Origin of the sequence: Microbacterium sp. NPDC012755, from assembly GCF_042901325.1 — a bacterium.
GTDB classification, from domain to species: Bacteria; Actinomycetota; Actinomycetes; order Actinomycetales; family Microbacteriaceae; genus Microbacterium; species Microbacterium natoriense.
In genome coordinates, this window is the sequence record NZ_JBIBCT010000001.1 from 38,071 (window position 1) to 62,806 (window position 24,736).

The window sequence follows — 24,736 nt, forward strand, 5'->3', positions numbered from 1 at the left end:
CGCTCGATGACGCCACCCGTGGAGGACCGCATGGCGAGGAAGCCTGACGCGGTGACCCGCTGGTGGCGGGCGATCAGCCTGCGCGCCAAGGTCACCGGCGTCACGGTGGCCGTCCTCGCCCTCGGCCTGCTCGTCGCAGGGCTCGGGACGGTGCCGATCCTGCGGGGCACGCTGATCGGCAACATCGACTCCCAGCTTCCGTCGCTCGCCTCGTCGGATCTCGTCTCACGCTACTTCGAGGTGACGACAACCGACGACGGGGTGACGACGTACACCCAGTCACAGGAGACGCCGAGGGACTTCTTCCTCGCCGTGTACGACGGCGAGGGAGTCCTCCGGGGCACGACCGGCAACACGACGACGTCCAGCGGTTCGCCGATCTTCCCGTCGAGCTATTCGCTGCAGGAGGCGCTCGCGAAGGGCGATGTCACCTTCCCGTTGGACGGGACGAAGGGGACGAGCTTCCATGCCGCCGTCGCGAACGTGCCCGTTTCGGGCGGCGCCGTCCGCATCCAGCTCGTGGCGATGCCGCTGTCGGCCGCCGACCGCATCATCAGCCAGTTCTTCGGCATCTACATCACCGTCGCCCTGATCACCATCGTGATCGCCGCTCTCCTCATCCGCGGACTCGTGACCCTGACGTTCCGGCGCCTCAGTCAGGTCGAGTCCACAGCGATGTCGATCGCGGCCGGCAACTTCAGCCAGCGCCTCACCGACCTCGAGCCCACGACCGAGGTCGGCCGGCTCAACGCCGCCATCAACGCGATGCTCGACAGGGCCGACCATTCCCTCGCTCAGCGCGACCGCACGGTGCAGCACATGCGCCGCTTCATCGGAGACGCCAGCCATGAGCTGCGCACCCCCCTCGTGAGTGTGCGCGGTTACGCGGAGCTCTACCGGATGGGCGCGATCAAGGGCGAGGAGGACACGGCGCGGGCCATGGAGCGCATCGAGAAGGAGGCGATCCGGATGGGCGTTCTCGTCGAGGACCTCCTCGCTCTCGCCCGACTCGACGACGAGCGCGAGCTCGAGATCGTGCCCCTCGACCTCCGCCCGATCGCCCGCGACGCCGCTCTCGATGTGCGGGCGGCGGCCCCCGGTCGCACGATCACCGTCGTCGACGAGACCCTGAAGGCGCGGCTGAGCACGCCGACCCGGAGCATCCCCGTGACGCCCGCCGCGCAGCAGTCCGCGCCCCGTGGTCTCTCGCGCGCCACTCTCGCAAGGCTGCGCCGTCGCCCCCGCACCACGACCGAGCAGATGCCGGCGATCGACTTCACCGAGGTGGCTGACGTGCCCGTGCGCACGCCCCCGATCATCCTGGGAGAGGAGAACAAGGTCCGCCAGGTCGTGGCGAACCTCCTCGGCAACGCCCGCCGGTTCTCCTCCGAGGACAGCCCGATCGAGATCGTCGTGGATGCCGATCGGATGCTCGGAACGGGCTCCATCGCCATCGTCGACCACGGCGAGGGCATCCCTCCGCAGATCCGCGAGCAGATCTTCGAGCGCTTCTGGCGTGCCGACACCTCGCGAGCGCGGGAGACGGGCGGCTCCGGTCTGGGCCTGGCCATCGTCGCCTCGATCGTGAAGGCACTGCACGGCAGCGTCACGGTGTCCGAGACGCCGGGTGGCGGCGCCACCTTCACCGTCACGTTCCCCCTCGCCCCCTCGCGTGCGACACCTGAGCACCTGCTGGAGGACACGCAGCCTCTGGAGCCGCTCGACCTCTGAGCAGTGCTCCTGCACAAAGGTGTGACCTTGTGGGTTGCGCACAGGCCCCGTGGAAGGGCGAGACCAGCACGACTGCCCTCGCCCCGCCTCTCGTAGCGTCGGAGACTCCAACGAGAGGAGAACCCATGTCCGTCTTCACCGTCGACACCGAGGCCGTCCGCGCGGCAGAGGCTGCCGCACGAGCCACCATGGAGCGTCTGCGGAGCGAGTCAGCGACCCTGATGGCGCAGCTCGCTCAACTGCAGTCGTCCTGGATCGGCACCGCGTCCAACGCGTTCCAGGGCTGCGCTGAGGAGTGGCACGGCGCCGCCCGTCACGTCGAAGAGACCCTCGACGCGATCGGCAGCCGGCTGGGCGGCGCCGCGACGCAGTACGCGGATGCCGACCAGTACTCGGCCGGCCTGTTCCGCTGAGGCGACCTGCCCCCTGCCTGTTCCCGGGTGGAGGTTCAGTCACGCCAGTTCAGACGCGCCAGTTCAGACGCGCCTGTTCCGACATGCCAGTTCCGACACGCCTGTTCCGACACCCCCTGGAATGCAGGAACGCCCCGGCCGAGGCCGGGGCGTTCCTGTCAGTGCGGCTGGTGTGGATCAGAAGTCCATGCCACCGGACGGGTCGCCCATGGGGGCGGCGGCCTTCTCGGGCTTGTCGGCGACGACGACCTCGGTGGTGAGGAAGAGGCCGGCGATCGACGCCGCGTTCTGCAGAGCCGAACGCGTGACCTTGGCCGGGTCGATGATGCCCGCTGCGAACATGTCGACGTACTCGCCGGTCGCAGCGTTCAGGCCGTGACCCGAGGCCAGCTCGGCGACCTTGTTCGCGACGACACCCGGCTCGAGACCGGCGTTGAGAGCGATCTGCTTCAGCGGAGCCTCGATCGCGACGCGAACGATGTTCGCACCGGTCGCCTCGTCACCCGTGAGGGTGAGAGCGTCGAGAGCCTTGGTGCCCGACTGGATGAGCGCGACGCCACCACCGGGGACGATGCCCTCCTCGACGGCTGCCTTCGCGTTGCGGACGGCGTCCTCGATGCGGTGCTTGCGCTCCTTGAGCTCGACCTCGGTGGCCGCGCCCGCCTTGATGACGGCGACGCCGCCGGCGAGCTTGGCGAGGCGCTCCTGCAGCTTCTCGCGGTCGTAGTCGCTGTCGGTGTTCTCGATCTCGCGACGGATCTGGGTCACGCGACCCTCGATCTGCTCCGCCTCGCCCGCACCCTCGACGATCGTGGTCTCGTCCTTGGTGACGATGACCTTGCGCGCACGGCCGAGCAGGTCGAGCGTGGCGTTCTCGAGCTTGAGGCCCACCTCTTCGGTGATGACCTGTCCGCCGGTGAGGATCGCGATGTCCTGCAGCTGCGCCTTGCGACGGTCGCCGAAGCCGGGAGCCTTGACGGCGACCGACTTGAAGATGCCCTTGAGCTTGTTCAGCACGAGCGTCGCGAGAGCCTCGCCCTCGACGTCCTCGGCGATGATGACGAGCTCCTTGCCGTCCTGGATCACCTTGTCGACGATGGGCAGGAGGTCCTTGATGTTGGAGACCTTCTGGTTCGCGATGAGGATGTACGGGTCCTCGAAGACAGCCTCCTGGCGCTCCGGGTCCGTCACGAAGTAGGGGTTCAGGTAGCCCTTGTCGAAGCGCATGCCCTCGGTGAGCTCGAGCTCGGTGCCGAAGGTCTGCGACTCCTCGACGGTGACGACACCCTCCTTGCCGACCTTGTCGATCGCCTCGGCGATGAGCTCGCCGATCGCGGGGTCGGCTGCGGAGATGGACGCCGTGGCGGCGATCTGCTCCTTGGACTCGATCTCCTTGGCGCTGCTCAGCAGCTCCTCGGTGATCGCCGCGACGGCCTTCTCGATGCCGCGCTTGAGCGAGATCGGGTCGGCGCCGGCCGCGACGTTGCGCAGGCCTTCGCGGACGAGGGCCTGTGCGAGGACCGTGGCGGTGGTGGTGCCGTCGCCGGCGACGTCATCGGTCTTCTTGGCGACCTCCTTGACGAGCTCCGCACCGATCTTCTCGTACGGGTCGTCCAGCTCGATCTCCTTGGCGATGGACACGCCGTCGTTCGTGATGGTGGGGGCGCCCCACTTCTTCTCGAGCACGACGTTGCGGCCACGCGGGCCGAGGGTCACCTTGACCGCGTCGGCGAGGATGTTGAGGCCGCGCTCGAGGCCGCGGCGGGCCTCCTCATCGAAAGCGATGATCTTTGCCATGAGTTTTGTCGTCCCTCCTGGACGTAGACGTTGGGTTTAGCACTCAGAGTGAGAGAGTGCTAACGCCATTCTGGCACTCGACACCTTCGAGTGCAAGCCGCGAGGAGGGTGCGCCGCCGACCGATCAGGGGGCCGGAGTCTCCTCCGTGGTGGCCGGGGCGGAGGACGAGCGGTCGAGGCCGATGACGACGGTCAGCTGCTTGCCCCCGGTCTCGTTCATGGAGGCGTAGAAGTCGCTCTTCTGCACGTCCGCTCCGCCGATGAGGTTGGCGAGCCCGATGGCCGCGAGCTCGTCCGCGTCGTCGACGTAGTACACGGTCGTCGTGGCGAAGTCCTTGCTGGCGCTCTCGGTGGCGGAGACCTTGTCGGCGGTCCATCCGCTGTCGATGAGCTTCGCCCGGATCTGAGCCTCGAGGCCCTCCTCCGGAGTCGCGTTCAGGATCATCACCGAGTAGGCGGTGTCGACGACACCGGTCTCGACCGGCGTCGGCGTCGACGACGGCACGGCCTCGGGGAAGAGCGTGATGCGGCCCATGACCACGAGCGAGCCGAAGATGCCTGCGATGATCAGCACCAGCGCGGCCACGAACGACCAGAGCAGCACGACCCAGCCGTTCATGCCGGGGGCTTCGGCGCGATGCGCTCCTACACGTCCTGCGGAGTGGGGGACGTCGTCGAATCGGTCACGAGTGGGCTTGGACACCACTCGATGCTAGCGGCACCCGCCTGTGCGTCCGCATCACGACGGCGGCGGCGTCCGAAACCGCGGACTCAGCCGACGAAGCCGGGAGTCCTGGCCGAGCGCTGCAGCGCACGGGACTCCCTGATCCGACGGAGCCTGCCGACGAGCATCGGGTCGTACGCCAGAGCGGCGTCGGAGTCGATCAGCCGACCGAGCAGCTGATAGTAGCGCGCCGAGCTCATGCCGAGCTGCGCGCGGATCACTTCTTCCTTCGCGCCGCTGTGCCGTGGCCACACGGTCTCCAACGCGAGGATCGCACGATCGCGCTCGGTCATCTCTCCCAGCATGAGAACAGGTTAGATCGCCGCGACGCCATCGCCGCCGCGCCACTCCCACCATCGTCCGAGCGGATCAGCCGCGGCCCGCACCCTGCCGTCCAGCGCGACGACGAAACCGCTCCAGGATCCGTCGTCGACGGGGGGCTCCCAGACATCGAGGAGAGCCGGCGGATCGATGGTGATCCATCTGGCCGGGAGCGCGCGGATGGCCTCGACGAGCGCGAGCCTCTGCTCCCGGGGGATGTGCACCAGCACGCCGGGGGTGGTGATGACGAGCGTCGCACCGTCCGGCGCCTCCGCGGCGAGCGCGTCGATCCGCTCCAGGGCGTCACCGGCGATGAGGTGCGGAGGGTCGGATGCGGCGATGTCGAGCGCCGCCGTGACGCGATGCTCGCGCCCCTCCTCCCCCGGCCAGACGAGGCCCTGCAGCCAGCGGCGATCGCGTTCGTCGGACGCGTCGAGGGGCGCGAGGTCGATGCCGGCGCGCCACACGACCTCCGGCAGGCGCAGGGGTGGAATCCCACCGTCGATCACGCTCTCCAGCACGACGGCCGACGGGCCGTCCACCGGGTCGAGAGATCGCCGCAGCATCCCTTCTCCGTCGACGAACCGATAGGAGTACCGGTCGGGATACAGGCAGAGCCCTGCCGAGGCGCCGATCTCGAGCAGCGCGATGGGGCCCTCGATCTCGCTGAGCACGGGGAGCAGCGGCGCGAGGCGGAGGGGCTCGTTGGTCTGGAGCCGTCTCCCCGTGCACTCCGCGACGATCTCCTCGGCATGCGCGAGCACGAACCCCCGCCAGGCGCCGTACGCGGTCAGATCCGCGCCGAGCATCCGCGTGACGGCGAAGACCAGCGGCGGCTGGCGACGGTTCTCGGGTATGCGCGACAGCACGTCACGCACCGCCGGGTCGCCGGCGACCCCGAGCGCCCACTCGGCGTAGAGATCGCTCCGACCTGGCGCCTCCTGCTCGGCGAATCGGGCGTAGCGCTCCTGCACGGCATCCGTCATCCGTCCATTCTGTCGCGGCGGACCCCGTTCACAGCCGGACGCGCGAGAATGGAGGCATGGCGTACAGCGTGGACAAGACAGAAGAAGAGTGGCGCGACGAGCTCGGCGCGGATCAGTACGCCGTGCTGCGTGAGGCGGCGACCGAGCGCGCCTGGACCGGCGAGCTGCTGGACGAGAAGCGCGCTGGCCTCTACACGTGCGGTGCGTGCGGTGCGGAGCTGTTCAAGAGCGGCACGAAGTTCGACTCCGGATGCGGGTGGCCGAGCTTCTACGAGTCCATCCGTCCGGAGGCCGTCGAGCTCATCGAGGACACGACGCTCGGCATGGTCCGCACGGAGGTGCGCTGCGCGCACTGCGGCTCGCACCTCGGGCATGTCTTCCCCGACGGGTTCGGAACGCCCACCGGCGACCGCTACTGCATGAACTCGATCGCCCTGAACTTCACCCCGGACGCCGAGTGAGCGCGCTGGAGGCGGTCCGCTCCCGTCAGTCCTGGTCCAAGGTCACCGAGCTCGCGCCCAACCGCGAGGAGCTGCTGCAGCTCGTGGCGGCCGCCGGACGCGTCGCCGACCACTCGTCGCTGCGCCCCTGGCGTCTGATCGAGCTCCGCGGCGCCGACCGCGAGGTGCTGGGTGCGGCGATCGCGAAGGCCGAGGGCGACAAGTCGCCGTCGTCCAAGCCGCTGCGCGCGCCGCTGCTGATCGCCGTGGTCGCCAGCTACCGCAAGAGCGACAAGGTGCCGCGGTGGGAGCAGGAGGCCGTGGCATCCGGTGTGGCCCACACGCTGAGCCTGCTGCTGGACGAGGCGGGGTGGGGCGTCCTGTGGCGCACCGGCCACTACACGCGCTCCAAGGCCGTCGCCAAGGCGCACGGTCTCGGCAAGGACGAGGAGCTGCTCGGCTGGCTCTACGTCGGCGGCAAGCCTGCGGGCAAGCGCCCCGGTCGGCGCAAGCCCGTCGACGCGCGCAAGCTCGTGACGCGGATGCCGAAGAAGAAGGACAAGAAGAAGTAGTCAGCGCGCGCGCCGACGCGGCACGGCCACGACGACCGATCCGACGGCGACGACGACCATCGCCGCGAGCTGCCAGAGAGCGGGACCCGCCTCCACCGGCCAGATCAGATCGATGACGACGGATGCCGTGAGCTGACCGAGCACGGAGCCGAGCCCCATCAGGAGCACCCCGGTGTGCGCGACGATGAAGGCCCCGAGCAGGATGTAGGCGAAGCCGAGGAATCCGCCGAGGTACAGCCACGGCTCGGCGGGCGGCGGCTGCGGCATCCCCCTGACGGCGATGCTGACGCCCGCGGCGAGCGCGAGGGCCACGGTCCCGGCGATGAAGCTCATCAGCGTCGCCGTGATCGGCGACTGCACGCGCTGCGCGAGCCTGCCGTTGGTCGCGGCCTGCCAGGCGATGCCGACCCCTGTCGCGAACGGCAGGAGGAGCATCCACAGCGGCGCGGTGGAGAGGACGTCGCCGGAGAGCGAGATGCCGACGGCGGCGAGGGCCAGCGCCCCTCCGAGGACCCTCCCAGGGGTCACCGCCACGACACCGGCCGGGCCGAATCCGATGCGGTCGAGCACCAGGCCGTGCAGCGTCTGCCCCGCGACGACGCCCACGGTGAAGAGCGAGACGCCGAGGACTCCGGCGGTGATGCCCTGGGTGGAGACGGTGAGCGCGCCGCAGGCGCCGCCGAGCAGCATCCAGAACGGGATCGTGCCTCCGCGGACGCCCGTCCACAGCCGCACCGCGCCACGGCGGGCCGACGGGATGCACGGGATCACGACGACGAGCACGAGGAGTCCGACGGAGAACGAGATGAATCCGGCGACGATCCCGTTGTCCACCTCGACGCCGAGCACGCCGTTGACGCGGGCCTGGACGGCCGTCATCACGCCGATCGCGACCGCTCCGCCGAGTGCCAGCGGGGCGGACAGGGAGCGCTTCTCGATCACCTGTCGACCCTACCCGAGCCCGTGTCGGGGGCCGGGGCTACTCTGGCAGCATGTGCGCGAGCTACGGCCTTGACCCCCGGTTCACCGACAGCGACGATCTGCTCGACTCCGCCGAGCAGGCGGTGCTCGACGCTCTGCGCACCTGGGCCGACCGCAACGCCGGCGAGACCGTGCGCCCCACCGGGAGGAACCTCCGCAACCTCAATCCGATCCTCCTCGACGACGACGGCTCGACGGCCGTCGAACCGGCGTGGTGGGGCTTCCTTGTCGACGGCCAGCCCGCGAGGTTCCCGTCCATCAACACGCGATCGGAACGGCTCCAGGAGCGCCCCGGCAGCCTCCGCTCGCGCGCGCTCGTTCCGGCGACGGGATGGTACGAGCTCAAGAAGCCCGAACGGGTCTGGCACGAGTTCGGGCTCGACGGCGGCGGGATCTTCGGCATGGCCGCCGTCACACAGCGCGGTCGCACAGACGACGGCGAGTGGTACACGTGCTACTCGATCGTCATGCGCCCTGCACCCGCGCACCTGGTCGGCATCCACGACCGGATGCCCGTGCTCATCCCCACCGCGTTCGCTCAGGACTGGCTGCGCGCGCAGGGCGACCGCGAGCTCATCGACGAGGCGCTGCTGGCGGCGGCATCCCTCGATGAGCGGGTCGTCGCGGTGCCCCGTGCCGACGACAAGGGCACGGACCGGCTCTTCTGACATGGATGCCGCAGAACTGATCGCCCTGGCGTCCGCGCGCGCCGATGAGCTCCCCGGGTCGGAGCGGGAGAACCCGTTCGGCCCGGAGTGGGACGTGTTCAAGGTCCGCGGCAGGGTGTTCCTGCTGACCCCTCTCGACGGCACGGGACGGGTGACGCTGAAATCTCACCCCGATGATGCGGTGGCCCTGCGGGAGACGTTCGCCGACATCGTCCCGGGCTACCACATGAACAAGAAGCACTGGATCACGCTGCTGCCCGGGCCATCGCTGGAGGCGGATCTCATCCCCGAGCTGGTGACGGAGTCGTACCTCCTCGTGGTCGAGAAGCTGCCGCGAGCGCAGCGTCCGGTCGACCCGGCGATCTTCGGTCGGCAGTCCCTCTGATCCCTCCGCGCGGTCACGATCCATCGCGAGGGAACAGCGCAGCGAGCAGACCGGAGTCTTCTCGCCGCGCCAACCCGTCACGGCAGTCGATCAGTTGCGTCGCGTCACGTTCGACGACGCCGCGAGAGGAGGAGGAGCATTCCGCCGCCCAATGCTCCGACCGCGAGCAGCACGGCGATCGGGCTCATCGTGCCGCCCGTGTTCGCGAGGCCGCCTGTCGAGGGAGGAGTACCGCCGCCCGGAACGGAGATGACAGGCGCTTTCGGCGTCGCGGCCCAGAACCCGTCCTCGTCGCCGATCGGTGCTCCCACGACCTCGCCCTGCTCCCCGACGGGCTGAGCGACGACTGAGGCGATGTCGTGATGAGTGTCCTCGTATCCCATCTCCAGTGTTCCGGAGCAGCTGAACTCGGCGCCCGGTTCGAACGGTCCCGCCCAGGTCGTGCCCGCCGATGGTCCACCGAGCGTCGAGAAGTCGCATGAGAAGTCCGTGAGCGCCGGGCCGTCGAGGGTCAGATCCGACACATCGATATCGATCAGCGATAGGGTCCCGGTGTTCGTCACGATCACGCCCACCGGTTGCGTTCCTGTGCTCCCGGCCGTCACCGGATAGGATACGGCCGCCTCGGCCGTATCCGCATCCGTCTGAACGGGCCACTCACCGGTCGTCGGTCCGCCGTACTCCCCGTTCACCGGATCCGGCCCGTCGACGGGGTTCTCGGGGCTTTCAGCTCTCCCGTCGAACTTCACGAGGTCGATTCCGGCGCGCTGCGCCCAGATGCCGGCGTCTATGGAGTGGTCCACGCCGCCGACTCCCGGCGCTGTCACCGGTGCGCGGCCGATGAGCGGCACGTCCGTGGGACTCGGATTCGAGTCGTGCTCCGTTCCCGCCGCTGCATCCTGAACCCTGGTGAACCGCAGGTCGCCGAGTCCTGGAGCCCCCGGCAACGTCGCAGGATCGATCCCCGTCAGATCGAACTCCACGATGTAGTCGCCGTTCGGTTCGAGGGCGAACCCTCCCTCGCCGCCGAAATAGTACTCGCCGTTCGCGTCGGTCGTCGTCGTCGCGAGGACTGTGGTGCCGTCAGCGCTCAGCAATCGCACCGTCGCGCCGGGGATCGCCGGCTCAGCGCTGCTCGCGTCCTGCTCGCCGTCATTGTCGGAGTCGAACCAGACGAGGTTGCCGATCTGCAACGGTGCGGGAGCGGCGAGCATGCTGATCGCTCCGAGGCCGTTGCCCTTTCCGAAGTTCCTCGTGGTGTTTCCCGCGACGAGCAGACCCCTCGTCTCCCAGTCGTTGCCAGGGCCCGCGCCTGTTGCTCTGTCATAGAAACCCACCCCGTTGGTGTTGAACAGGGACGTCGCATTCATCGTCGTCGCTGCGATGTCCGCTTCTCGTGGGCTCAGCAGCACGGCCCCGAGAGAGTTCTCAGTGTGGCTGACCGTGTTCTCGGGATAGCGACTGGCGCCGAGCATGAACTCGCCAGGGAAGAACTCCACGTTCTCTGCGGGCTGCCCGCCGGAATTCGCCGGGGTCGCGTTGTTCGCGCATCCTCCGGTCCCCTCCCACTGGAAGATGCCGTCGACCATGCACACCTTGTTGAGATCGCCTCCGCTGACATGGGTACCTGTCGGCGTCGTCCCGTCGGGGCCGAAGCCGTTCGCGACGATCGCATCCACCTTGCGGTCCCTGAAGGACAGGATGAGCGAGCCGTCGTTCTCGAAGGCGAACGTCGTGAGCAAGGGCATCGGGTACAGCGGCATGCGTGCCGCTGAGTACGCCGCGATATCGGCGTCCCAGGTGTTCCGCCACGGGTTCCAGTGCGTGGCGACCTCAGGGTCGGTCAGATTCGGAACCGGGTCGGGATAGTCCTGGCTGCCTCTGGGGAAGGTCAGCCCGTGCGTGTAGAACGGAGCGAACGCTCCTCCGTCCAGGCGCAGGATGTGCACAGCGAGATCAGCACGTGCGAGGCTCGTCGACGCATCGCAGATTCCGCCGACATAGACCTCGCCGTCCCGCACGGTCACGGCGAACGGGCGCCATTCGCCGCCGACGCACCCTGGGTCGGCGATCGGCGTGGCCCCGATCGGAGATGCCGGCGCCGGGGCTGCTGAGTCGTAGGTGTAGAGGGACCGATTGTTCAGATTCACGGCGTAAAGCGTCTGTCCGTCTTCGGAGAGGGCGAGTCCACCGAGCCCCTCGCGCCCATTGGCGAGGAAGAACGCGTCGTCCCGGCCCGCAGTGGTCTGATGGGCGGACGTGCCGCTGTCGGGCACGGTCGCCCAGAGGACCGTGTGTCCAGAAGCGCCCGATGCGGCGGTGTCGGTGCGGTAGATGCCTCCACTGCCGCCTGGGCCGTACACGGTGTAGGCCTTGGCGTACGCCGCCGTGAAGAGTGCATCTCGACGGTAGTCCCAGGCTGTGGCGAACACGCTGCCCGTCTCAGCCTGCGTCGCGATGTCCGCGATTCCGCCGGTGTTGTCGGGGACCGCGCCCACGGGAACGGCACCGAGCGGACCACGGTTGTTCCAGCTGGTGAGCATGATCGACCTGCTGGCGCCGGTCGCGCCACGCGACATCTGCTGAACGAGCGCGACTTGAGGATTTCTCGGCACGTACGTGGCGGGGTTCCAGACCCCGACGTGAACGGTCTGCGTTCCCGGGCCGACGAAGGTCGTCGTGCTGCGGAAGGCGTTCGGAGTCGCAGCCGTCGCGGCGGGTGCCGGGCGAAGATAGTCGAGCGACGGATCAGTGACGGCGACGTCGATGCGGAATCGAGACCCTGCAAAGAGGGAGAGGTCGACGACGGCGCGCCCTTCGGCATCCGTCGTCAGCGGACCGACGACCGTGGCCCCATCGGTGACGGTGACGGAGACTCCCTGCTGCCCCGGATCGAATGCAGCGTCGAACACGCCATCCCCGGAGAAGTCCCGATTGACCTCGACTGTCAGGGAGCCATCACCGATGGCGCCCTGAGCCGGTGCGACGATTCCCACCGCGCCCAAGAGCATCGCGGCAAGCGTTACTCCCCCGATCGCTGACTTTCGCGCAGAGCCGCGTGTTCGAGTCCTCATCAGTTCTCTCCCTTTGTGGATGCATACAACGATCGGAGCCTAGAAGCGCCTCGACGCGGACTCACGGGGTCGGCAGATCTTTACCCCCTTCAGGGGTCAAGACGCACTCGCCGGCACCTGTGCGAGTGACCGGCTGTTCACCCACCATCCGCGCCCGCGAGATCAGAGGCACGCGGAAGGCCCGAGAGGTCTGCGTCCGGCGCGGAGAAGTCGACGGTGCTCATCTCTGATCCGGCAAGACGAATACCGAACCGCACCAGTGTGCTCTCCTCGTCGAGCCAGTACTGCGTGCCCAGGTCTGCTCCACCCCCCGGCTCAGTGGACACGCCGGAGAAGCGTCTCGCCGTGATCGCACCGACCTTCTCCTCACCCAGAAAACGTGCGCCGTTCTGACCGATCAACAGCGGGTTCTCCGGCCGATCATCGGAGAGCAGGAGCAGCGCGGCGAGCAAGCGGGTCAGATCGCTCGCTCCCGCGTCGAATCGAGCCGAACGCCAGCCGATGCCTGGCGCGCTCTGCGGTGGTTCCACAGCATCGTCGTACACATCCAGATACGCGACCGAGACCTCGTCCCAAGCCACGAGGAAGGACAGTGATCCTGATGGTGTGATCCGGATGTATCCGACCCGGTTCGCGAAATCGACCCACCCTCGCACGAGCATGTCTCCGGCTTCACCTGTCAGTCGGCCGTCGATCGCGACGATGCCCCGGATGTGATTCCGCAGACGCATGCCCGCAAGTTCCTCGGCCTGATTCTCCGTGAGGAGCTGCGGGTGATCGACGCTCGCGGTCGGCATCGCCGCCGGCTCTGCAGAACCGCAGGCCGTCAGGCCGACGCATACTCCGCATACCACCACCGCGATCACGGCCAGTCTCGCGCTCTCTTCACCCCATCGGGAGGTCAAGCGGCTCTTCTGAAACGCCATGCTGCTTCTTCCCTCCACTCGACCCCGCACCGCATTCTCCGCGCGAAGAGCGGGAAAGCGGGTCGCGATGACCCCATTTGGGGGTCACGATGGCCCCTGGCGTCACTTTTCGTGCTCGATGCACACCTTTCAGTTGGAGGAATCTCATCCGATCCCCAGCACACCGCCCGAGGCGTGCCGGACGAGAGCCTCCATGAGGTGGGAGATTCGCGATGCAGAACGATCGTGTCGAGGGCCGAAGAAGGCGCCGTGTCGCCGTCGTGGAAGCGACAGTGCTGCAACGCACACGAGCAGCGCAGTTGCTGTCCGCAGACCTCGACCTCGAGGTCGTGCACACCAGCTCGTCACTGATCCTCTTCATGGGCTGGCTCCGGCGCTCGGACCGCACTCGGTGGCCGCACCTCCTCATCATGGACGTGCCTTCCGACGCCGACTTCGTTCGCGAGGCGACGGTCATCGCCGCTCTCCGCGACGCCGGAATGCGCGTTCTCATCCTGTCTCCCCTGCGCAATCGCGGGACAGCACGGCAGCTGCTCGATGACGGCATCGACGCCATGGTGTCGACGACCGACAGCGAGGAGGACTTCCTGCTCGCTGCAGAGAGTGCGATGAACGGCGAGATGCTCGTCACCGCTCTCGCCCAGGCCGCTGTCCACTCCGCTGCCCCGGCTCTGAAGCTGAGCAGCCAGGAGGAACGCGCACTCAGCCTCTACGCCACAGGACTCACGATCGCCGAAGTGGCGGAGAGGATCGGCGTGCGGCACGACACCGCGCGCAAGTACCTGAAACGGGTCCGCGACAAGTTCACGTCGGCGGGAGTCCCCGCCCGCACGAAGCTCGAACTGGCGAAGATCGCCTGGGCCGAGGGCTATGTGGCGACTGACACGGTGCGCGTGGTGCCCCCGCCGCGCACGAAGGCTCGCGACGCCGACCTCGCTTAGCCGCGAGCGCATGCGTCCTCCGCCTGACGTCGACGTCAGGCAGAGGGCGCATGCAGGGAGGGAATTGCGGGGAGAGACGCCGGCATGGAGTGCGACCGTGGGGAGACACGCTGGCACGGTGCTGCGTCGAGATGACGATACGTCCAGCGCCCCCCGGGCAGGACGAAATCGGTCCGGATGACCCCTGCAGGGGGGCGTCACGCGTCGGATGCGTCATGGATGCCGCCTGCACGACTCTCGCTCGGTGATCGGGCATACCGTTTGTGCCATAGGATTTGGGGCGCCGATCTCAACCGTGTTGCGTGGGGCGCGATCACGGCAATCCGCTCATGGGGGAATGGGCTTGCACTCTTCTTGGGAGGGAAGTGGTGGAGGACTCTCGCGATGACGCGCGCCTGCTCCGGGCTTTGCGCGATGGCGATCGTGATGCATACGCGGTGCTCTGGGAGCGTCACATCGGCGCGGCTCTGACACACGCCCGACGGATGTTCCCCTCACGCGCCGAGGACCTCGTCTCAGAGGCCTTCCTCGCCGTTTACCAACAGGTGACGACGACGGACAAAGGCCCGGAGTTCGCATTTCGCTCCTACCTCAAGGCGGTCATCCGCAACATCGCGATCCGTTGGCGGTCCGAGTCGCAACGCGTCGATGACACCGCCGACGTGGACCGTATCGATTTCCGCGACGCTCTCAGCCTCGTTGAGCGCGAGGCGGATGCACGCGAATTCTTGAGTGCCTTCCAGGAACTACCAGAACGCTGGCAACGCATCCTCTGGCTCTCCGAGGTGGCTGAGGCCTCCCGCCCTGAGATCGCCCGGGAGCTCGGCATCGGGCCCAACGCCGTCTCGGCGCTTCATCGAAGAGCCCGGTCAGGTCTCAGGCTTCAGTGGCTCGGGAAGCAGATACCTGCGCCGCTCCGCAACGACCTCGATCACGTAGCGCGCCTTCTTCCGCGCCACCTGAGCGAACCCCAGGACCTCGCGCTGGAATCAGAGATCGCCGTCCACGTCGAATCCTGCGGCACCTGCGGAGAACTCCTGCTCAGCATGCGCAGTGACGCCCGGCGCCTTCAGAACGTCACTCTCTCCGCGGTGGGGTTCGGCGCCCTGGGTGTGGCGATACCGTCTGGTTCGGCGTTGGCTCCCGGCACGGCTGCCGCCGCGGCAGTGCTCACAGCATCGGCGGGCGTGGGCCTAGGCAGCCTGCTCGCGGGAAGCATAGGCGCCCTCACGATCGGCGGTGTGGTGCTCGCGGCCATCCTGGTGGGTGCCCCGGTGGAGGCGGCACCCACCGCGATCGACGCAGCATCTGCGCGTCCGGTGGCCGCCGCCCCGCAGACCGCCGGGCCGCGGTCCGGGGGGACGGAGGCACTCCCGTCGTCGGCTCCGACGACGGGACCTCACGCGCCGACCCTCGGACGCCGCAACGCCGACCCCTCCATCGATTCCGTCGATCTCGTCAACGATCCGGACGCCGATCTGCCGACGGCTCCCGATCGCCCGCAGACCGCGCCCGGCACGACCCCCGGACCGGCGGAGGAGCCGACACCCGGACTGACGCCCGGTGTCACCACTCCGTCCGGGTACTCGGGCTACCTTCCGCCGACCCTGGCCGGCACGGCGACGCCCGGATCCGCCGTCGCCGTCGAGATCGACGGTCGACGGTACACACCTCCCGTCGCCGCGGACGGCACCTGGACGTTCGAGCCCCGCGCCCTCCAGCTCGCCGCCGGGACCTACGACTACCGCGCCTGGTCCTTCGACGCCGAGAACCAGTCGCCGGCCACGACGGGCAGCTTCACCGTGCTGCCCATCGTCGTGGCCGGGTTCGAAGAGCTCACGGGTTTCGAGGACATGCTGGTCGAGGAGGCCAGCACCACCGGGATCGTGATCTCGGCCACGGGTCCCGCGAACGGGCGGATCTACGTCTCGACGATGGAGGGGCACACGGCGGTCTTCGCACTCGACGCGACAGGGCACGCGGTCAAGCGGCTGCGCATGAATGCGGTCGGCTGGTACTGGTTCACCTTCCGCGCCCTGGACGCCGACGGCTTCTGGGGGCCTCCGGAGGAGCATGCGGCCGATGTCTACGACCCTGACGTGATCTTCGGTCCGTGGGGCCCTGATCCCGAGGACATGACGTTCGACATCGTCGATCCGTAGTCCGTCGCACGGGGGATGCCGCCGCCGAGAACGGTACCTGAGGAGGACGCGAGGTCGAGATGCCGCCGCCTAGCGTGGAGGGCATGATCACAGCTGAAGGCCTCACGAAGAGGTTCGGAGACAAGACCGCCGTCCAGGACGTGTCGTTCACGGTCAAGCCGGGAAGCGTCACCGGCTTCCTCGGGCCGAACGGCGCGGGCAAGTCCACCACCATGCGCATGATCGTCGGTCTCGACCAGCCGACGTCGGGCCGCGCGACGATCGCCGGGCGCGAGTACCGCAAGCTGAAGGCGCCGCTGACCGAGGTCGGCGTGCTCCTCGATGCGAAGGCCGTCCATACCGGACGCACGGCGCGGAACCACCTGCGGGCGATGGCCGCGACGCACGGCATCCCCTCCTCCCGGGTCGACGAGGTCATCGATCTCGCCGGCATCGGTCCAGTCGCCCGCAAGCGTGCGGGCGGGTTCTCGCTCGGCATGGGGCAGCGGCTCGGCATCGCCTCGGCTCTGCTCGGCGACCCGCACACCCTGATCCTCGACGAGCCCGTCAACGGCCTCGACCCCGAGGGGGTGCGCTGGGTGCGTCAGTTCGTCCGCCATGCCGCCTCCGAGGGGCGCACCGTGCTGCTGTCGAGCCATCTCATGAGCGAGATGGCGCAGACCGCCGACCACGTCATCGTCATGGGACGCGGACAGGTCCTCGCTGACGCTCCGCTCGCCGAGCTGGTGCGCGCATGGACGACCAACACCGTGCGCGTGCGCACCCCCCGCGCCGCCGACCTCGCCGCGGCCGTCGCCGGTCCCGCGGTCGAGATCGTGACCACCGAGCCCGGTCTCCTCGACATCGTCGGGCTCCCGGCATCCCGCATCGGCGACCTCGCCGCTGATCGCGGCATCCCGCTGCACGAGCTCACCCCGACCACCGGTTCGTTGGAGGACGCCTACCTGGCGCTCACCGGTGATTCCGTCGAGTACCGCACCAAGGAGATCTCATGACCGCCGTCCAGGCCGCTCCTGCGGCTCCCGTCCGCACGAGCTCCGGCCAGCGCCTGACGTTCCTCCGCGCGCTGAAGGGCGAGTGGATCAAGCTCGCGACCGTGCGTTCGACCTGGTGGTCGATCGCGATCACCGCCGTCCTCACGATCGGCATCGCGATGCTCATCGCCCAGGCCATCGACGTTCCGGGCTTCGACCCCATCAACGCCGTGGTCATGCCGATCCAGTTCACGATGCTCCTCGCGGGCATCCTCGGCGCGATCTCGGTCACCGGCGAGTACTCCACCGGCATGATCCGCTCGACGCTCACCGCCAACCCCGTGCGCGGCTCCGTCCTCGCCGCGAAGGCCACCGTGCTCGCCGCGTTCCTGTTCGTGTCGTCGCTGATCATCTTCGGCGCCGCTGCGCTCGCGGTGTCGGTCGTGGTCTCCGGACGCGAGCAGAGCATCGACTGGTCCGACGCATCCGCCTCGCTCCTGCCGATCCTGGTCTCGTCGCTCGCCATGGCCGTGTTCGCCCTGATCGGCGTGGCGTTCGGATTCATCCTGCGCTCCGGCGCCGGCGCCATCGCGGCGACGGTCGGTCTGCTGTTCGTGCTGCCGATCGTGGCGAACTTCTTCGCCTTCGCCGGCGAGACGTGGAAGTGGGTGCTGGATGCCGCGACCTACCTGCCCGTCGCGGCCGCGCAGAGCGCGATCCTCCCCGACGGCGCCACGCTCGAGGGACCTGTGCCCTACCTGACGCTGGCCGGCTGGGTCGTCGCGGGCATGCTCGGCGCCTGGGCGGTGCTGCGCACTCGCGACGCGTAGAGTCGCTCCGTGAAGAAGACGCGCAGCCGCAGCGCCGACGTCCGCGAGGACGACGGGCTGCGGCTGCCGCGTCCTCCCGGGCTGTTCCGCCGCTTCTGGGCACGGCACCCGCTCTTCGCGGATGTGCTGATCGCCCTGTTCTGTCTGCTCGTCTCGATCGTTCCGAGCCGAGACTCCTCCCCCGATCTCCCCGAGCCGTTCGGGATCGTCATCGCGGTGCTGATCCCGCTCTCGGTCCTCGTCGCCTGCGTCACGCTGCTCTTCCGGCGCCGGCATCCGATCGTCGCGTTCGCGGCGGCGTTCGCCGCCGAGGTGCTCTTCCTCTTCCTCGGTGCTCCCGGGGGGACGCCCATGGTCACGGTGGCGGCGTACTCCCTCGCCGTGTACGTGTCGACCCGCGCCGCCTGGGCGGGACTCGGGTATGGGCTGGCCGGTCTGGCCGTCGTCGCCGGAGGGCTGGCGGGGGTCGGAGCGATCTCGCTCCAGACCGCCCTGAACGCGCTGATCGGCAACCTGGTGGTCGCCCTCATCGGCACACTCATCGGCATCAACGTGGGTGGCCGCAAACGCTACGTCGCCGCGATCATCGACCGCTCACGGCAGCTGCTCATCGAACGAGACCAGCAGGCTCAGCTGGCTGCGGCCGCCGAGCGGGCACGGATCGCCCGGGAGATGCACGACATCGTCTCGCACTCGCTCACCGTGATCGTCGCCCTCTCGGAGGGAGCCGCGGCCACGCCGGATGCCGCCCGCGCCCGCGCCGCGGCGACCGCCGCCGCCGACACCGCCCGCTCGGCCCTGGGCGAGATGCGCTCGATGCTCGGCGTGCTGCGCGACGATGACGCTCCGCTGCCGCTGGCGCCCATCACGGCGCCTGCTCCGCACGACACGGTGGTGAACGCGCAGCGGGCGGGTTTCCCCGTCACCCTCTCCACCTCCGGGAGCGCGGAGCTGAGCCCCGCGATCGAGCACGCGGTCTCCCGAATCGTGCAGGAGGGCGTGACGAACGCGATGAGACACGCCCCTACGGCCAAGACGATCGCCGTGCGGGTCGAGAACTCCGCCGACGACGTGACGATCGAGATCGTCAACGACGGAGCCGTGCCCTCCACCGCGCCGTCGGGGTTCGGGCTCAGGGGGCTGGCCGAGCGGGTCGCGCACGTGCAGGGCCGCATCGACTACGGTCGCGCGGAGGGCTCCCGGTGGCGGCTGCGCGCGACGATTCCCCTCGACACCAGGACAGCGGACGATTCGGAGAAGAGGAAGTGATGACAGAGCAGATCAGCGTGCTCCTCGTCGATGACCAGGAGCTGATCCGGCTCGGATTCCGCATGGTGATCGAGGCGGAGAGCGACCTCGTCGTGATCGGAGAGGCCGGCGACGGCCGCACGGCGATCGCCCAGACCGCCGCGCTGCGGCCCGACGTCGTCCTCATGGACATCCGGATGCCGGGCCTCGACGGCATCGCGGCGACCGAGGCCATCGTGCGCGATCATCCCGGCACCCGCGTGCTCGTGCTCACCACGTTCGATCTCGACGAGTACGCCTTCGGGGCGATCCGCGCCGGAGCCAGCGGTTTCCTGCTGAAGGACGCCCAGCGCCACGAGATGATCGCCGCCGTCCGCGCGGTGCACCGTGGAGACGCGGCGCTGTCGCCCCGGGTCACGCGGATGCTGCTCGACCACGTCTCCCCGCAGCTGGGCGCGTCGAAGAGCGAGGAACCACATGCGGAGGATGCCGAGATGCTCCGCGCCCTCACCGATCGTGAGAACGACGTCTTCCTCGCGATCGCGCGGGGGCTCAGCAACGCCGAGATCGCCGATGCGCTCTTCGTGAGCGAGTCCACCGTGAAGACGCATGTCAGCCGCGTGCTGTCGAAGCTCGGGGCACGCGATCGGATCCACGCGGTGATCCTCGCCCACCGCCTCGGCATCGGAGGCGATGCCGAGGCGCCGAGCAGCTAGGCGCGCGCGGGCGTCCACTCCGAGACGCGGTTCAGGAGCGCCACCTCGTCGGCGGCGAGCTCGAGCCGCGCGCCGGCGAGCAGATCGCCGACCTGCTCCACCCTGCTCGCGCTCGCGATCGGGGCCGCGACCGTGGGCTGCGACCGCAGCCACGCGAGCGACGTCGCCGCGATCGAGGCGCCGTGCGCGTTCCCGATCTCCTCCAGCGCGTCGATGATGCGCAGACCTGCCTCGGTCGCGTACTTCGCGGCACCCGTGGCACGCGGCGACCCCTGTCCGTCGGCATCCGTCGAGCGGTACTTGCCCGTGAGGAATCCGCTCGCCAGGGAGTAGTACGGGACGAGTCCGAGACCGAACTCCTCCGCCACCGGGATGATGCTCTCCTCGACGTCGTTGCGGTGCACGAGGTTGTAGTGCGGCTGCACCGCGACAGGAAGGGCGACGCCGGTGCGCTGTGCGATCTCCACCCACTCGCGGATGCGCTCGGCTGAGTAGTTCGACACGGCGACGTGACGCACGAGCCCGTCGGCGACGAGCTGCCCGAAAGCGCCCACCGTCTCCTCGAGCGGAACGGTCTCGTCGTCGAAGTGCGCGTAGTACAGGTCGATCGCGTCGACGCCCAGGCGGCCCAGCGAGGCTTCGGCGGCGTTGCGGATGTTCGCGGCCGAGAGCCCGCGGAAGTCGGGGTGCTGACTCACCTTCGTGGCGACGACGACGCCCTCCGGCTTGCGGGAGGCGAGCCACTCGCCGATGATCGTCTCGCTCTCGCCACCGCTGTTGCCCGGCACCCAGGCGCTGTACGCGTCGGCGGTGTCGATGAAGTCGCCGCCGCCCTCCGCGAAGGCGTCGAGGACGGCGAAGGAGGCGTCGCGGTCGGCGGTCCAGCCGAACACGTTGCCACCGAGCGAGAGGGGGAAGACGTCGAGGTCACTGTTTCCGATGCGGGTCATGCTCGGCACAACCGGCGATGGGCGGCGGTTATTTCCGCTGTGACGCCGTGTTGCGATCCCCGTGAACTGAGCCGACTACGGGACTCGAACCCGTAACCCCCGTATTACAAGTACGGTGCGCTACCAATTGCGCCAAGTCGGCGGATGCCACCAGCTTAGCGATGGCGGCGAGGTGCGCCGAACTACTGCGCAGGGGTGGCGGTCGGGGTGGGAGTCGGCGTCGGCGTCGCGGTCGACTCGTAGTAGGCGTCGCTGGCGACGGTCAACACGAACTGCGAGAACTCGGCCGGGTCGTCGAGAGCGCCGACGTAGGCCTCGCCGTTCACGACGATCATCGGGGCGGCGGTGAGGACGAGGTCGTCGGAGCCGACGAGCGGACCCTCCAGCGCGCGCGAGGTCGCCTCCTTGGCCCAGGTCACGTAGTCCTGGTTCTCGATGCAGGAGCGCACGGCTTTGGCGCTGCTCACGCCGACCGCGGCGGCGGCATCCGCGAGCTTGGAGTCGCTGATCCCGTCGCTGTTGACCTCGGGCTGGTTCTCGAGGAGGTCATGGTTGAACGAGTAGAACTGTGCGGGCGAGTGCGTCGCGACGCAGGCTGCGGCGCCGGCCGCGCGCAGCGAGTACTTGGTGCCGTTCGAGCTGGCGGTGAGCAGCGCGACCGGGTGGTAGGTGACGGTCGCCGCGCCCTGGGTGATCCAGTTGGTGAGCTGCCGGGCGTTCGCGCGCTCGAAGACCCCGGCGTCGGGAGACAGGTAGTCGACGTAGATGTGGATGTCGACCGTGTTCGCGGTGGTCGGCTCCGGAGTCGGAGCGGCCTCGGTGCCCGTCTCGGAGGGCTCGGCGCTCGGCGTCGCGAGGGTGTCGCTGGACACGGTCGCCGCGGTCACGTCGGAGACGAGGATGCCGTCACCCTCGAGCCCGCTCGGCGTCAGCTGCGGCTTGGTCACCTGCGCGGACACGGCGAGCGTCACGGCGGTGCCGATCGCGCCGACGGCGACGATGGCCACCGCTCCGATGATGATCCGTCGCATCAGGCGCGCCCTCGACTGCTGGGCGTGCACCTGCTGTGCCTTCTCCCGCACGGCCTCACGCGAATTGCGAGGGGTGGGGACGTTCGGCGTCTCGTCGCTCGACATCGTTCCTCTTGACAGTCTCACGGGGGCAGGGTGGCCCCGAACGCCGCCTCACGCGACGATCGCCGCTGACGCGGCCGGATTCGATGCTAACCAGCCAGTCTGGGAAATACCCAGGTGCGGGTTTGTCTGTCATACTGATCCCGACCCAACGACGGGTCACGGCGGGTCGCTCCGCCGCTCTATCACTACGGATCGTCCGGCACGTACCTGCCGGTGAAGGAGAAATGCAATGGCATCTGTCACTTTCGATGAGGCCACCCGCCTGTACCCCGGCGGCACCCGTCCCGCCGTCGACAAGCTGAACCTCGAGGTCGGAGACGGCGAGTTCCTCGTCCTCGTCGGCCCTTCCGGTTGCGGTAAGTCCACGTCGCTCCGCATGCTCGCAGGCCTCGAAGAGGTCAACGCCGGCCGCATCCTCATCGGCGAGCGCGACGTCACCGACGTCCCGCCGAAGGACCGCGACATCGCCATGGTCTTCCAGAACTACGCGCTGTACCCGCACATGACCGTCGCCGAGAACATGGGCTTCGCGCTCAAGATCGCCGGCATCGGCAAGGAGGAGCGCGCCTCCCGCGTCCTCGAGGCCGCGAAGCTCCTCGACCTCGAGCAGTACCTGACCCGCAAGCCGAAGGCGCTCTCGGGCGGCCAGCGTCAGCGTGTCGCCATGGGTCGCGCGATCGTGCGTCAGCCCCAGGTGTTCCTCATGGACGAGCCGCTGTCGAACCTCGACGCCAAGCTCCGCGTCCAGACCCGCACGCAGATCGCGTCGCTGCAGCGCCGCCTCGGCGTCACCACCGTCTACGTCACGCACGACCAGACCGAGGCTCTGACCATGGGCGACCGCATCGCGGTCCTCAAGGACGGTCTGCTCCAGCAGGTCGGCTCGCCGCGTGACCTCTACGAGAAGCCGAACAACGTGTTCGTCGCCGGCTTCATCGGCTCCCCGGCCATGAACCTCTTCACGGCCGACCTGGCCGAGGGCGGTGTGCGCTTCGGCACCGAGGTCGTCCCGCTCGACCGTGACACCGTGGGCCGCGCGAACGGCTCGCAGGTCACCGTCGGCGTGCGTCCCGAGGACATCACCGTGGGCCCGGCCGACGGCAAGGGCCTCTCGGTCGTCGTCGACCTGGTCGAGGAGCTCGGCGCAGACGGCTACCTCTACGGTCACACCGAGATCAACGGCAAGCGCACCGACCTGGTCGCTCGCGTCGACGGCCGCAGCCACCCCAACGCCGGCGAGACCGTCACGCTGGCCGCGAACGCGGGCCACGTGCACGCGTTCGACAGCGAGTCGGGTGAGCGTCTGAACGACAAGCCGGTCGTCTCGGCTTCCTGAGTTCTGCAGCATCGCGGCGCGGGTCGACCTTCTGGTCGCCCCGCGCCGCGTCGTTTCCCCCGGCATCCATCCCCCTCAGGAGAACCATGCAGGACGCTCTACGCATCACCGCCAGCACCGTGGACCCAGGACTGCTCGGGCTGCCCTGGTCGACCACGCTGGCCAAGTGGCCGTCCGAGCACATCGTGTCCCTCCCGAAGGGCCTCTCCCGCCATCTGGTGCGCTTCGCCGATCTGTCCGGGCGCGTGGTCGCGGTCAAGGAGACGACCGACGAGATGGCGCGGCGCGAGTACGACATGCTCGGCAACCTCGCCCGCCTCGCCGTCCCCTGCGTCGACCGGGTCGCGGTCATCGCCGGTCGGACGGATGCCGATGGCGAGCCGCTCCCCGCGGCGCTGGTGACGTCGCACCTGCGCTTCTCCATGCCGTACCGCGCGCTGTTCACGCGCGTGCTGCGCCCCGACACCGCCACGCGGCTCGTGGACGCCCTCGCCCTGCTGCTCGTGCGCCTGCACAACGTCGGCTTCTACTGGGGCGACGTCTCGCTCTCCAACACCCTCTTCCGACGCGACGCGGGAGCCTTCGCGGCGTACCTCGTGGATGCCGAGACCGGCGAGCTGCACGAGGAGGGCCTCACCGACGGGCAGCGGGCCTACGACCTCGACCTCGCCCGCACGAACATCGCCGGGGAGATCATGGACCTCGCCGCCGGAGGGCGCCTGGAGCGGGGCGTCGATGCGATCGCGATCGCCGACGGCATCGTGTCCTCCTACCGCTCGCTGTGGGCCGAGCTCACCGCCCAGGAGTCGTTCTCCTCGGCCGAGACCTGGCGCATCACCGAGCGCGTGGAGCGGCTGAACGCCCTCGGATTCGACATCGACGAGATGTCGATGTCGACCACCTCCGACGGCACCGTCGTGGAGATCCAGCCCAAGGTCGTGGATGCCGGTCACCACCAGCGTCGGCTCATCCGCCTCACCGGACTCGACGTCGAGGAGAACCAGGCACGTCGCCTCCTCAACGACCTCGACGAGTTCCGCGCCCGCTCGACCAAGCAGTGGGCGGATGAGGAGATGTACGCGCACGAGTGGCTGACGCGCGTCTTCGAGCCCGTCGTGCGGGCCATCCCCTACGAGCTGCGTGCCAAGCTCGAGCCGGCGGAGGTCTTCCACCAGGTTCTGGAGCACCGGTGGTACCTGTCGCAGGCGCAGGGCCGGTCGGTCCCCCTCGCCGAGGTGCTCACGAGCTACATCAACGAGGTCCTGAGGCACCGGCGCGATGAGGCGACCATCATGGGTCCTCCGACCGAGACCATGAGCCTCCCCGTGATCACCGGGGTCACCCCCATCGCCGACGACGAGGACGACGACGTCGACTGGCGCGACCTCGTCTGACCGCGCAGACCGGAAGGGCCGGTCGGTGACG

23 protein-coding genes, 1 tRNA gene and 1 pseudogene are annotated in these 24,736 nt (G+C 68.9%); 15 read left to right on the forward strand and 10 right to left on the reverse strand.

What is annotated here, in order from left to right; translation table 11 throughout:
• The first annotated feature begins 30 nt into the window (after positions 1 to 30).
• Entirely contained in the window at positions 31 to 1,731 is a 1,701-nt protein-coding gene (locus ACFY5A_RS00205) for a HAMP domain-containing sensor histidine kinase (protein ID WP_341941551.1), read from the forward strand.
• 125 nt (positions 1,732 to 1,856) lie between these two features.
• Complete coding sequence (locus ACFY5A_RS00210; protein ID WP_105675631.1) at positions 1,857 to 2,144, forward strand: WXG100 family type VII secretion target; 288 nt, start codon at positions 1,857 to 1,859, stop codon at positions 2,142 to 2,144.
• 177 nt (positions 2,145 to 2,321) lie between these two features.
• On the opposite strand, the gene groL is transcribed toward ACFY5A_RS00210, so the two are convergent.
• The 4 genes from groL to ACFY5A_RS00230 all read right to left on the reverse strand — a co-directional run bounded on the left by groL (position 2,322) and on the right by ACFY5A_RS00230 (position 5,972).
• Positions 2,322 to 3,941: a chaperonin GroEL gene (groL, locus tag ACFY5A_RS00215; RefSeq protein ID WP_105675629.1), complete on the reverse strand. Its 1,620-nt coding sequence runs from the start codon at positions 3,939 to 3,941 to the stop codon at positions 2,322 to 2,324.
• A gap of 124 nt (positions 3,942 to 4,065) precedes the next feature.
• Entirely contained in the window at positions 4,066 to 4,644 is a 579-nt protein-coding gene (locus ACFY5A_RS00220) for a LytR C-terminal domain-containing protein (protein ID WP_308116175.1), read from the reverse strand.
• A 68-nt stretch (positions 4,645 to 4,712) separates the two neighbouring features.
• Complete coding sequence (locus ACFY5A_RS00225) at positions 4,713 to 4,970, reverse strand: DUF3263 domain-containing protein (RefSeq protein WP_223586061.1); 258 nt, start codon at positions 4,968 to 4,970, stop codon at positions 4,713 to 4,715.
• A gap of 9 nt (positions 4,971 to 4,979) precedes the next feature.
• Positions 4,980 to 5,972 (reverse strand): DUF2332 domain-containing protein, encoded by a 993-nt coding sequence (locus ACFY5A_RS00230; RefSeq protein ID WP_387231131.1) that lies wholly within the window; start codon positions 5,970 to 5,972, stop codon positions 4,980 to 4,982.
• Positions 5,973 to 6,028: 56 nt separating this feature from the next.
• On the opposite strand from ACFY5A_RS00230, the gene msrB reads away from it, so the two are divergent.
• Positions 6,029 to 6,433, forward strand: a complete 405-nt coding sequence (gene msrB / locus ACFY5A_RS00235; protein WP_223586059.1) for a peptide-methionine (R)-S-oxide reductase MsrB — start codon at positions 6,029 to 6,031, stop codon at positions 6,431 to 6,433.
• On the forward strand, positions 6,430 to 6,984 hold the full coding sequence (locus ACFY5A_RS00240) for a nitroreductase family protein (RefSeq protein ID WP_223586058.1): 555 nt from the start codon (positions 6,430 to 6,432) through the stop codon (positions 6,982 to 6,984). Before msrB ends, ACFY5A_RS00240 begins: the two co-directional genes overlap by 4 nt.
• On the opposite strand, the gene ACFY5A_RS00245 is transcribed toward ACFY5A_RS00240, so the two are convergent.
• The gene (locus tag ACFY5A_RS00245) at positions 6,985 to 7,896 is read right to left on the reverse strand and encodes a DMT family transporter (protein WP_341942556.1); all 912 of its coding nucleotides are present in this window, start codon (positions 7,894 to 7,896) and stop codon (positions 6,985 to 6,987) included.
• Positions 7,897 to 7,976: 80 nt separating this feature from the next.
• Between ACFY5A_RS00245 and ACFY5A_RS00250 the strand changes: the two genes are divergently transcribed.
• Together ACFY5A_RS00250 and ACFY5A_RS00255 are read left to right on the forward strand one after the other, a co-directional pair.
• Positions 7,977 to 8,633, forward strand: coding sequence for an SOS response-associated peptidase family protein (locus ACFY5A_RS00250; RefSeq protein WP_387231133.1), 657 nt, complete (start codon positions 7,977 to 7,979; stop codon positions 8,631 to 8,633).
• 1 nt (position 8,634) lies between these two features.
• Positions 8,635 to 9,018: an MmcQ/YjbR family DNA-binding protein gene (locus tag ACFY5A_RS00255; protein WP_387231135.1), complete on the forward strand. Its 384-nt coding sequence runs from the start codon at positions 8,635 to 8,637 to the stop codon at positions 9,016 to 9,018.
• Positions 9,019 to 9,122: 104 nt separating this feature from the next.
• Here the strand turns inward: ACFY5A_RS00255 and ACFY5A_RS00260 are convergent, their stop codons facing one another.
• The gene (locus ACFY5A_RS00260) at positions 9,123 to 11,930 is read right to left on the reverse strand and encodes an SdrD B-like domain-containing protein (RefSeq protein WP_387231137.1); all 2,808 of its coding nucleotides are present in this window, start codon (positions 11,928 to 11,930) and stop codon (positions 9,123 to 9,125) included.
• A gap of 299 nt (positions 11,931 to 12,229) precedes the next feature.
• Positions 12,230 to 13,018 carry a hypothetical protein gene (locus ACFY5A_RS00265; protein ID WP_387231139.1) on the reverse strand — a complete coding sequence of 263 codons (789 nt, stop codon included), beginning with the start codon at positions 13,016 to 13,018 and terminating at the stop codon, positions 12,230 to 12,232.
• A gap of 272 nt (positions 13,019 to 13,290) precedes the next feature.
• Here ACFY5A_RS00265 and ACFY5A_RS00270 point away from each other — a divergent pair, with 272 nt between their 5' ends.
• The 7 genes and pseudogenes from ACFY5A_RS00270 (at position 13,291) to ACFY5A_RS00300 (ending at position 19,889) form a co-directional block, all read left to right on the forward strand.
• On the forward strand, positions 13,291 to 13,959 hold the full coding sequence (locus ACFY5A_RS00270; RefSeq protein WP_387231141.1) for a hypothetical protein: 669 nt from the start codon (positions 13,291 to 13,293) through the stop codon (positions 13,957 to 13,959).
• A gap of 329 nt (positions 13,960 to 14,288) precedes the next feature.
• Positions 14,289 to 14,831: pseudogene (locus tag ACFY5A_RS00275) on the forward strand (RNA polymerase sigma factor); the annotation flags it as partial.
• 174 nt (positions 14,832 to 15,005) lie between these two features.
• The gene (locus ACFY5A_RS00280) at positions 15,006 to 16,121 is read left to right on the forward strand and encodes a hypothetical protein (RefSeq protein WP_387235983.1); all 1,116 of its coding nucleotides are present in this window, start codon (positions 15,006 to 15,008) and stop codon (positions 16,119 to 16,121) included.
• 83 nt (positions 16,122 to 16,204) lie between these two features.
• Positions 16,205 to 17,116 carry an ABC transporter ATP-binding protein gene (locus tag ACFY5A_RS00285; RefSeq protein WP_105675701.1) on the forward strand — a complete coding sequence of 304 codons (912 nt, stop codon included), beginning with the start codon at positions 16,205 to 16,207 and terminating at the stop codon, positions 17,114 to 17,116.
• Complete coding sequence (locus ACFY5A_RS00290) at positions 17,113 to 17,925, forward strand: ABC transporter permease (RefSeq protein ID WP_341941545.1); 813 nt, start codon at positions 17,113 to 17,115, stop codon at positions 17,923 to 17,925. Before ACFY5A_RS00285 ends, ACFY5A_RS00290 begins: the two co-directional genes overlap by 4 nt.
• Positions 17,926 to 17,934: 9 nt before the next feature.
• Positions 17,935 to 19,194, forward strand: coding sequence for a sensor histidine kinase (locus tag ACFY5A_RS00295; RefSeq protein ID WP_105675608.1), 1,260 nt, complete (start codon positions 17,935 to 17,937; stop codon positions 19,192 to 19,194).
• Positions 19,194 to 19,889, forward strand: coding sequence for a response regulator transcription factor (locus tag ACFY5A_RS00300; RefSeq protein ID WP_341941543.1), 696 nt, complete (start codon positions 19,194 to 19,196; stop codon positions 19,887 to 19,889). Before ACFY5A_RS00295 ends, ACFY5A_RS00300 begins: the two co-directional genes overlap by 1 nt.
• On the opposite strand, the gene ACFY5A_RS00305 is transcribed toward ACFY5A_RS00300, so the two are convergent.
• The 3 genes from ACFY5A_RS00305 to ACFY5A_RS00315 all read right to left on the reverse strand — a co-directional run bounded on the left by ACFY5A_RS00305 (position 19,886) and on the right by ACFY5A_RS00315 (position 21,975).
• Positions 19,886 to 20,839 (reverse strand): aldo/keto reductase, encoded by a 954-nt coding sequence (locus ACFY5A_RS00305; protein WP_387231144.1) that lies wholly within the window; start codon positions 20,837 to 20,839, stop codon positions 19,886 to 19,888. The genes ACFY5A_RS00300 and ACFY5A_RS00305 overlap by 4 nt on opposite strands.
• Positions 20,840 to 20,908: 69 nt before the next feature.
• Positions 20,909 to 20,981 (reverse strand) — tRNA-Thr (locus ACFY5A_RS00310).
• A gap of 40 nt (positions 20,982 to 21,021) precedes the next feature.
• A complete protein-coding gene (locus ACFY5A_RS00315) occupies positions 21,022 to 21,975 on the reverse strand; it encodes a DsbA family protein (RefSeq protein ID WP_387235859.1) in 954 nt (317 codons plus the stop codon).
• A gap of 229 nt (positions 21,976 to 22,204) precedes the next feature.
• Between ACFY5A_RS00315 and ACFY5A_RS00320 the strand changes: the two genes are divergently transcribed.
• Together ACFY5A_RS00320 and ACFY5A_RS00325 are read left to right on the forward strand one after the other, a co-directional pair.
• Positions 22,205 to 23,311 carry an ABC transporter ATP-binding protein gene (locus ACFY5A_RS00320; RefSeq protein ID WP_105674005.1) on the forward strand — a complete coding sequence of 369 codons (1,107 nt, stop codon included), beginning with the start codon at positions 22,205 to 22,207 and terminating at the stop codon, positions 23,309 to 23,311.
• A gap of 86 nt (positions 23,312 to 23,397) precedes the next feature.
• The gene (locus tag ACFY5A_RS00325; protein WP_105674007.1) at positions 23,398 to 24,705 is read left to right on the forward strand and encodes a DUF4032 domain-containing protein; all 1,308 of its coding nucleotides are present in this window, start codon (positions 23,398 to 23,400) and stop codon (positions 24,703 to 24,705) included.
• Positions 24,706 to 24,736 lie beyond the last annotated feature (31 nt).

Excerpts from the sequence above, each read along its gene's own strand:
- ACFY5A_RS00205 (WP_341941551.1), top strand. The coding sequence starts at position 31 with ATGGCGAGGAAGCCTGACGCGGTGACCCGCTGGTGGCGGGCGATCAGC.
- ACFY5A_RS00210 (WP_105675631.1), top strand. The coding sequence starts at position 1,857 with ATGTCCGTCTTCACCGTCGACACCGAGGCCGTCCGCGCGGCAGAGGCT.
- groL (WP_105675629.1), bottom strand. The coding sequence starts at position 3,941 with ATGGCAAAGATCATCGCTTTCGATGAGGAGGCCCGCCGCGGCCTCGAG.
- ACFY5A_RS00225 (WP_223586061.1), bottom strand. The coding sequence starts at position 4,970 with ATGCTGGGAGAGATGACCGAGCGCGATCGTGCGATCCTCGCGTTGGAG.
- ACFY5A_RS00230 (WP_387231131.1), bottom strand. The coding sequence starts at position 5,972 with ATGACGGATGCCGTGCAGGAGCGCTACGCCCGATTCGCCGAGCAGGAG.
- msrB (WP_223586059.1), top strand. The coding sequence starts at position 6,029 with ATGGCGTACAGCGTGGACAAGACAGAAGAAGAGTGGCGCGACGAGCTC.
- ACFY5A_RS00250 (WP_387231133.1), top strand. The coding sequence starts at position 7,977 with ATGTGCGCGAGCTACGGCCTTGACCCCCGGTTCACCGACAGCGACGAT.
- ACFY5A_RS00255 (WP_387231135.1), top strand. The coding sequence starts at position 8,635 with ATGGATGCCGCAGAACTGATCGCCCTGGCGTCCGCGCGCGCCGATGAG.
- ACFY5A_RS00265 (WP_387231139.1), bottom strand. The coding sequence starts at position 13,018 with ATGGCGTTTCAGAAGAGCCGCTTGACCTCCCGATGGGGTGAAGAGAGC.
- ACFY5A_RS00280 (WP_387235983.1), top strand. The coding sequence starts at position 15,006 with ATGCGCAGTGACGCCCGGCGCCTTCAGAACGTCACTCTCTCCGCGGTG.
- ACFY5A_RS00285 (WP_105675701.1), top strand. The coding sequence starts at position 16,205 with ATGATCACAGCTGAAGGCCTCACGAAGAGGTTCGGAGACAAGACCGCC.
- ACFY5A_RS00290 (WP_341941545.1), top strand. The coding sequence starts at position 17,113 with ATGACCGCCGTCCAGGCCGCTCCTGCGGCTCCCGTCCGCACGAGCTCC.
- ACFY5A_RS00300 (WP_341941543.1), top strand. The coding sequence starts at position 19,194 with ATGACAGAGCAGATCAGCGTGCTCCTCGTCGATGACCAGGAGCTGATC.
- ACFY5A_RS00305 (WP_387231144.1), bottom strand. The coding sequence starts at position 20,839 with ATGACCCGCATCGGAAACAGTGACCTCGACGTCTTCCCCCTCTCGCTC.
- ACFY5A_RS00315 (WP_387235859.1), bottom strand. The coding sequence starts at position 21,975 with ATGTCGAGCGACGAGACGCCGAACGTCCCCACCCCTCGCAATTCGCGT.
- ACFY5A_RS00320 (WP_105674005.1), top strand. The coding sequence starts at position 22,205 with ATGGCATCTGTCACTTTCGATGAGGCCACCCGCCTGTACCCCGGCGGC.
- ACFY5A_RS00325 (WP_105674007.1), top strand. The coding sequence starts at position 23,398 with ATGCAGGACGCTCTACGCATCACCGCCAGCACCGTGGACCCAGGACTG.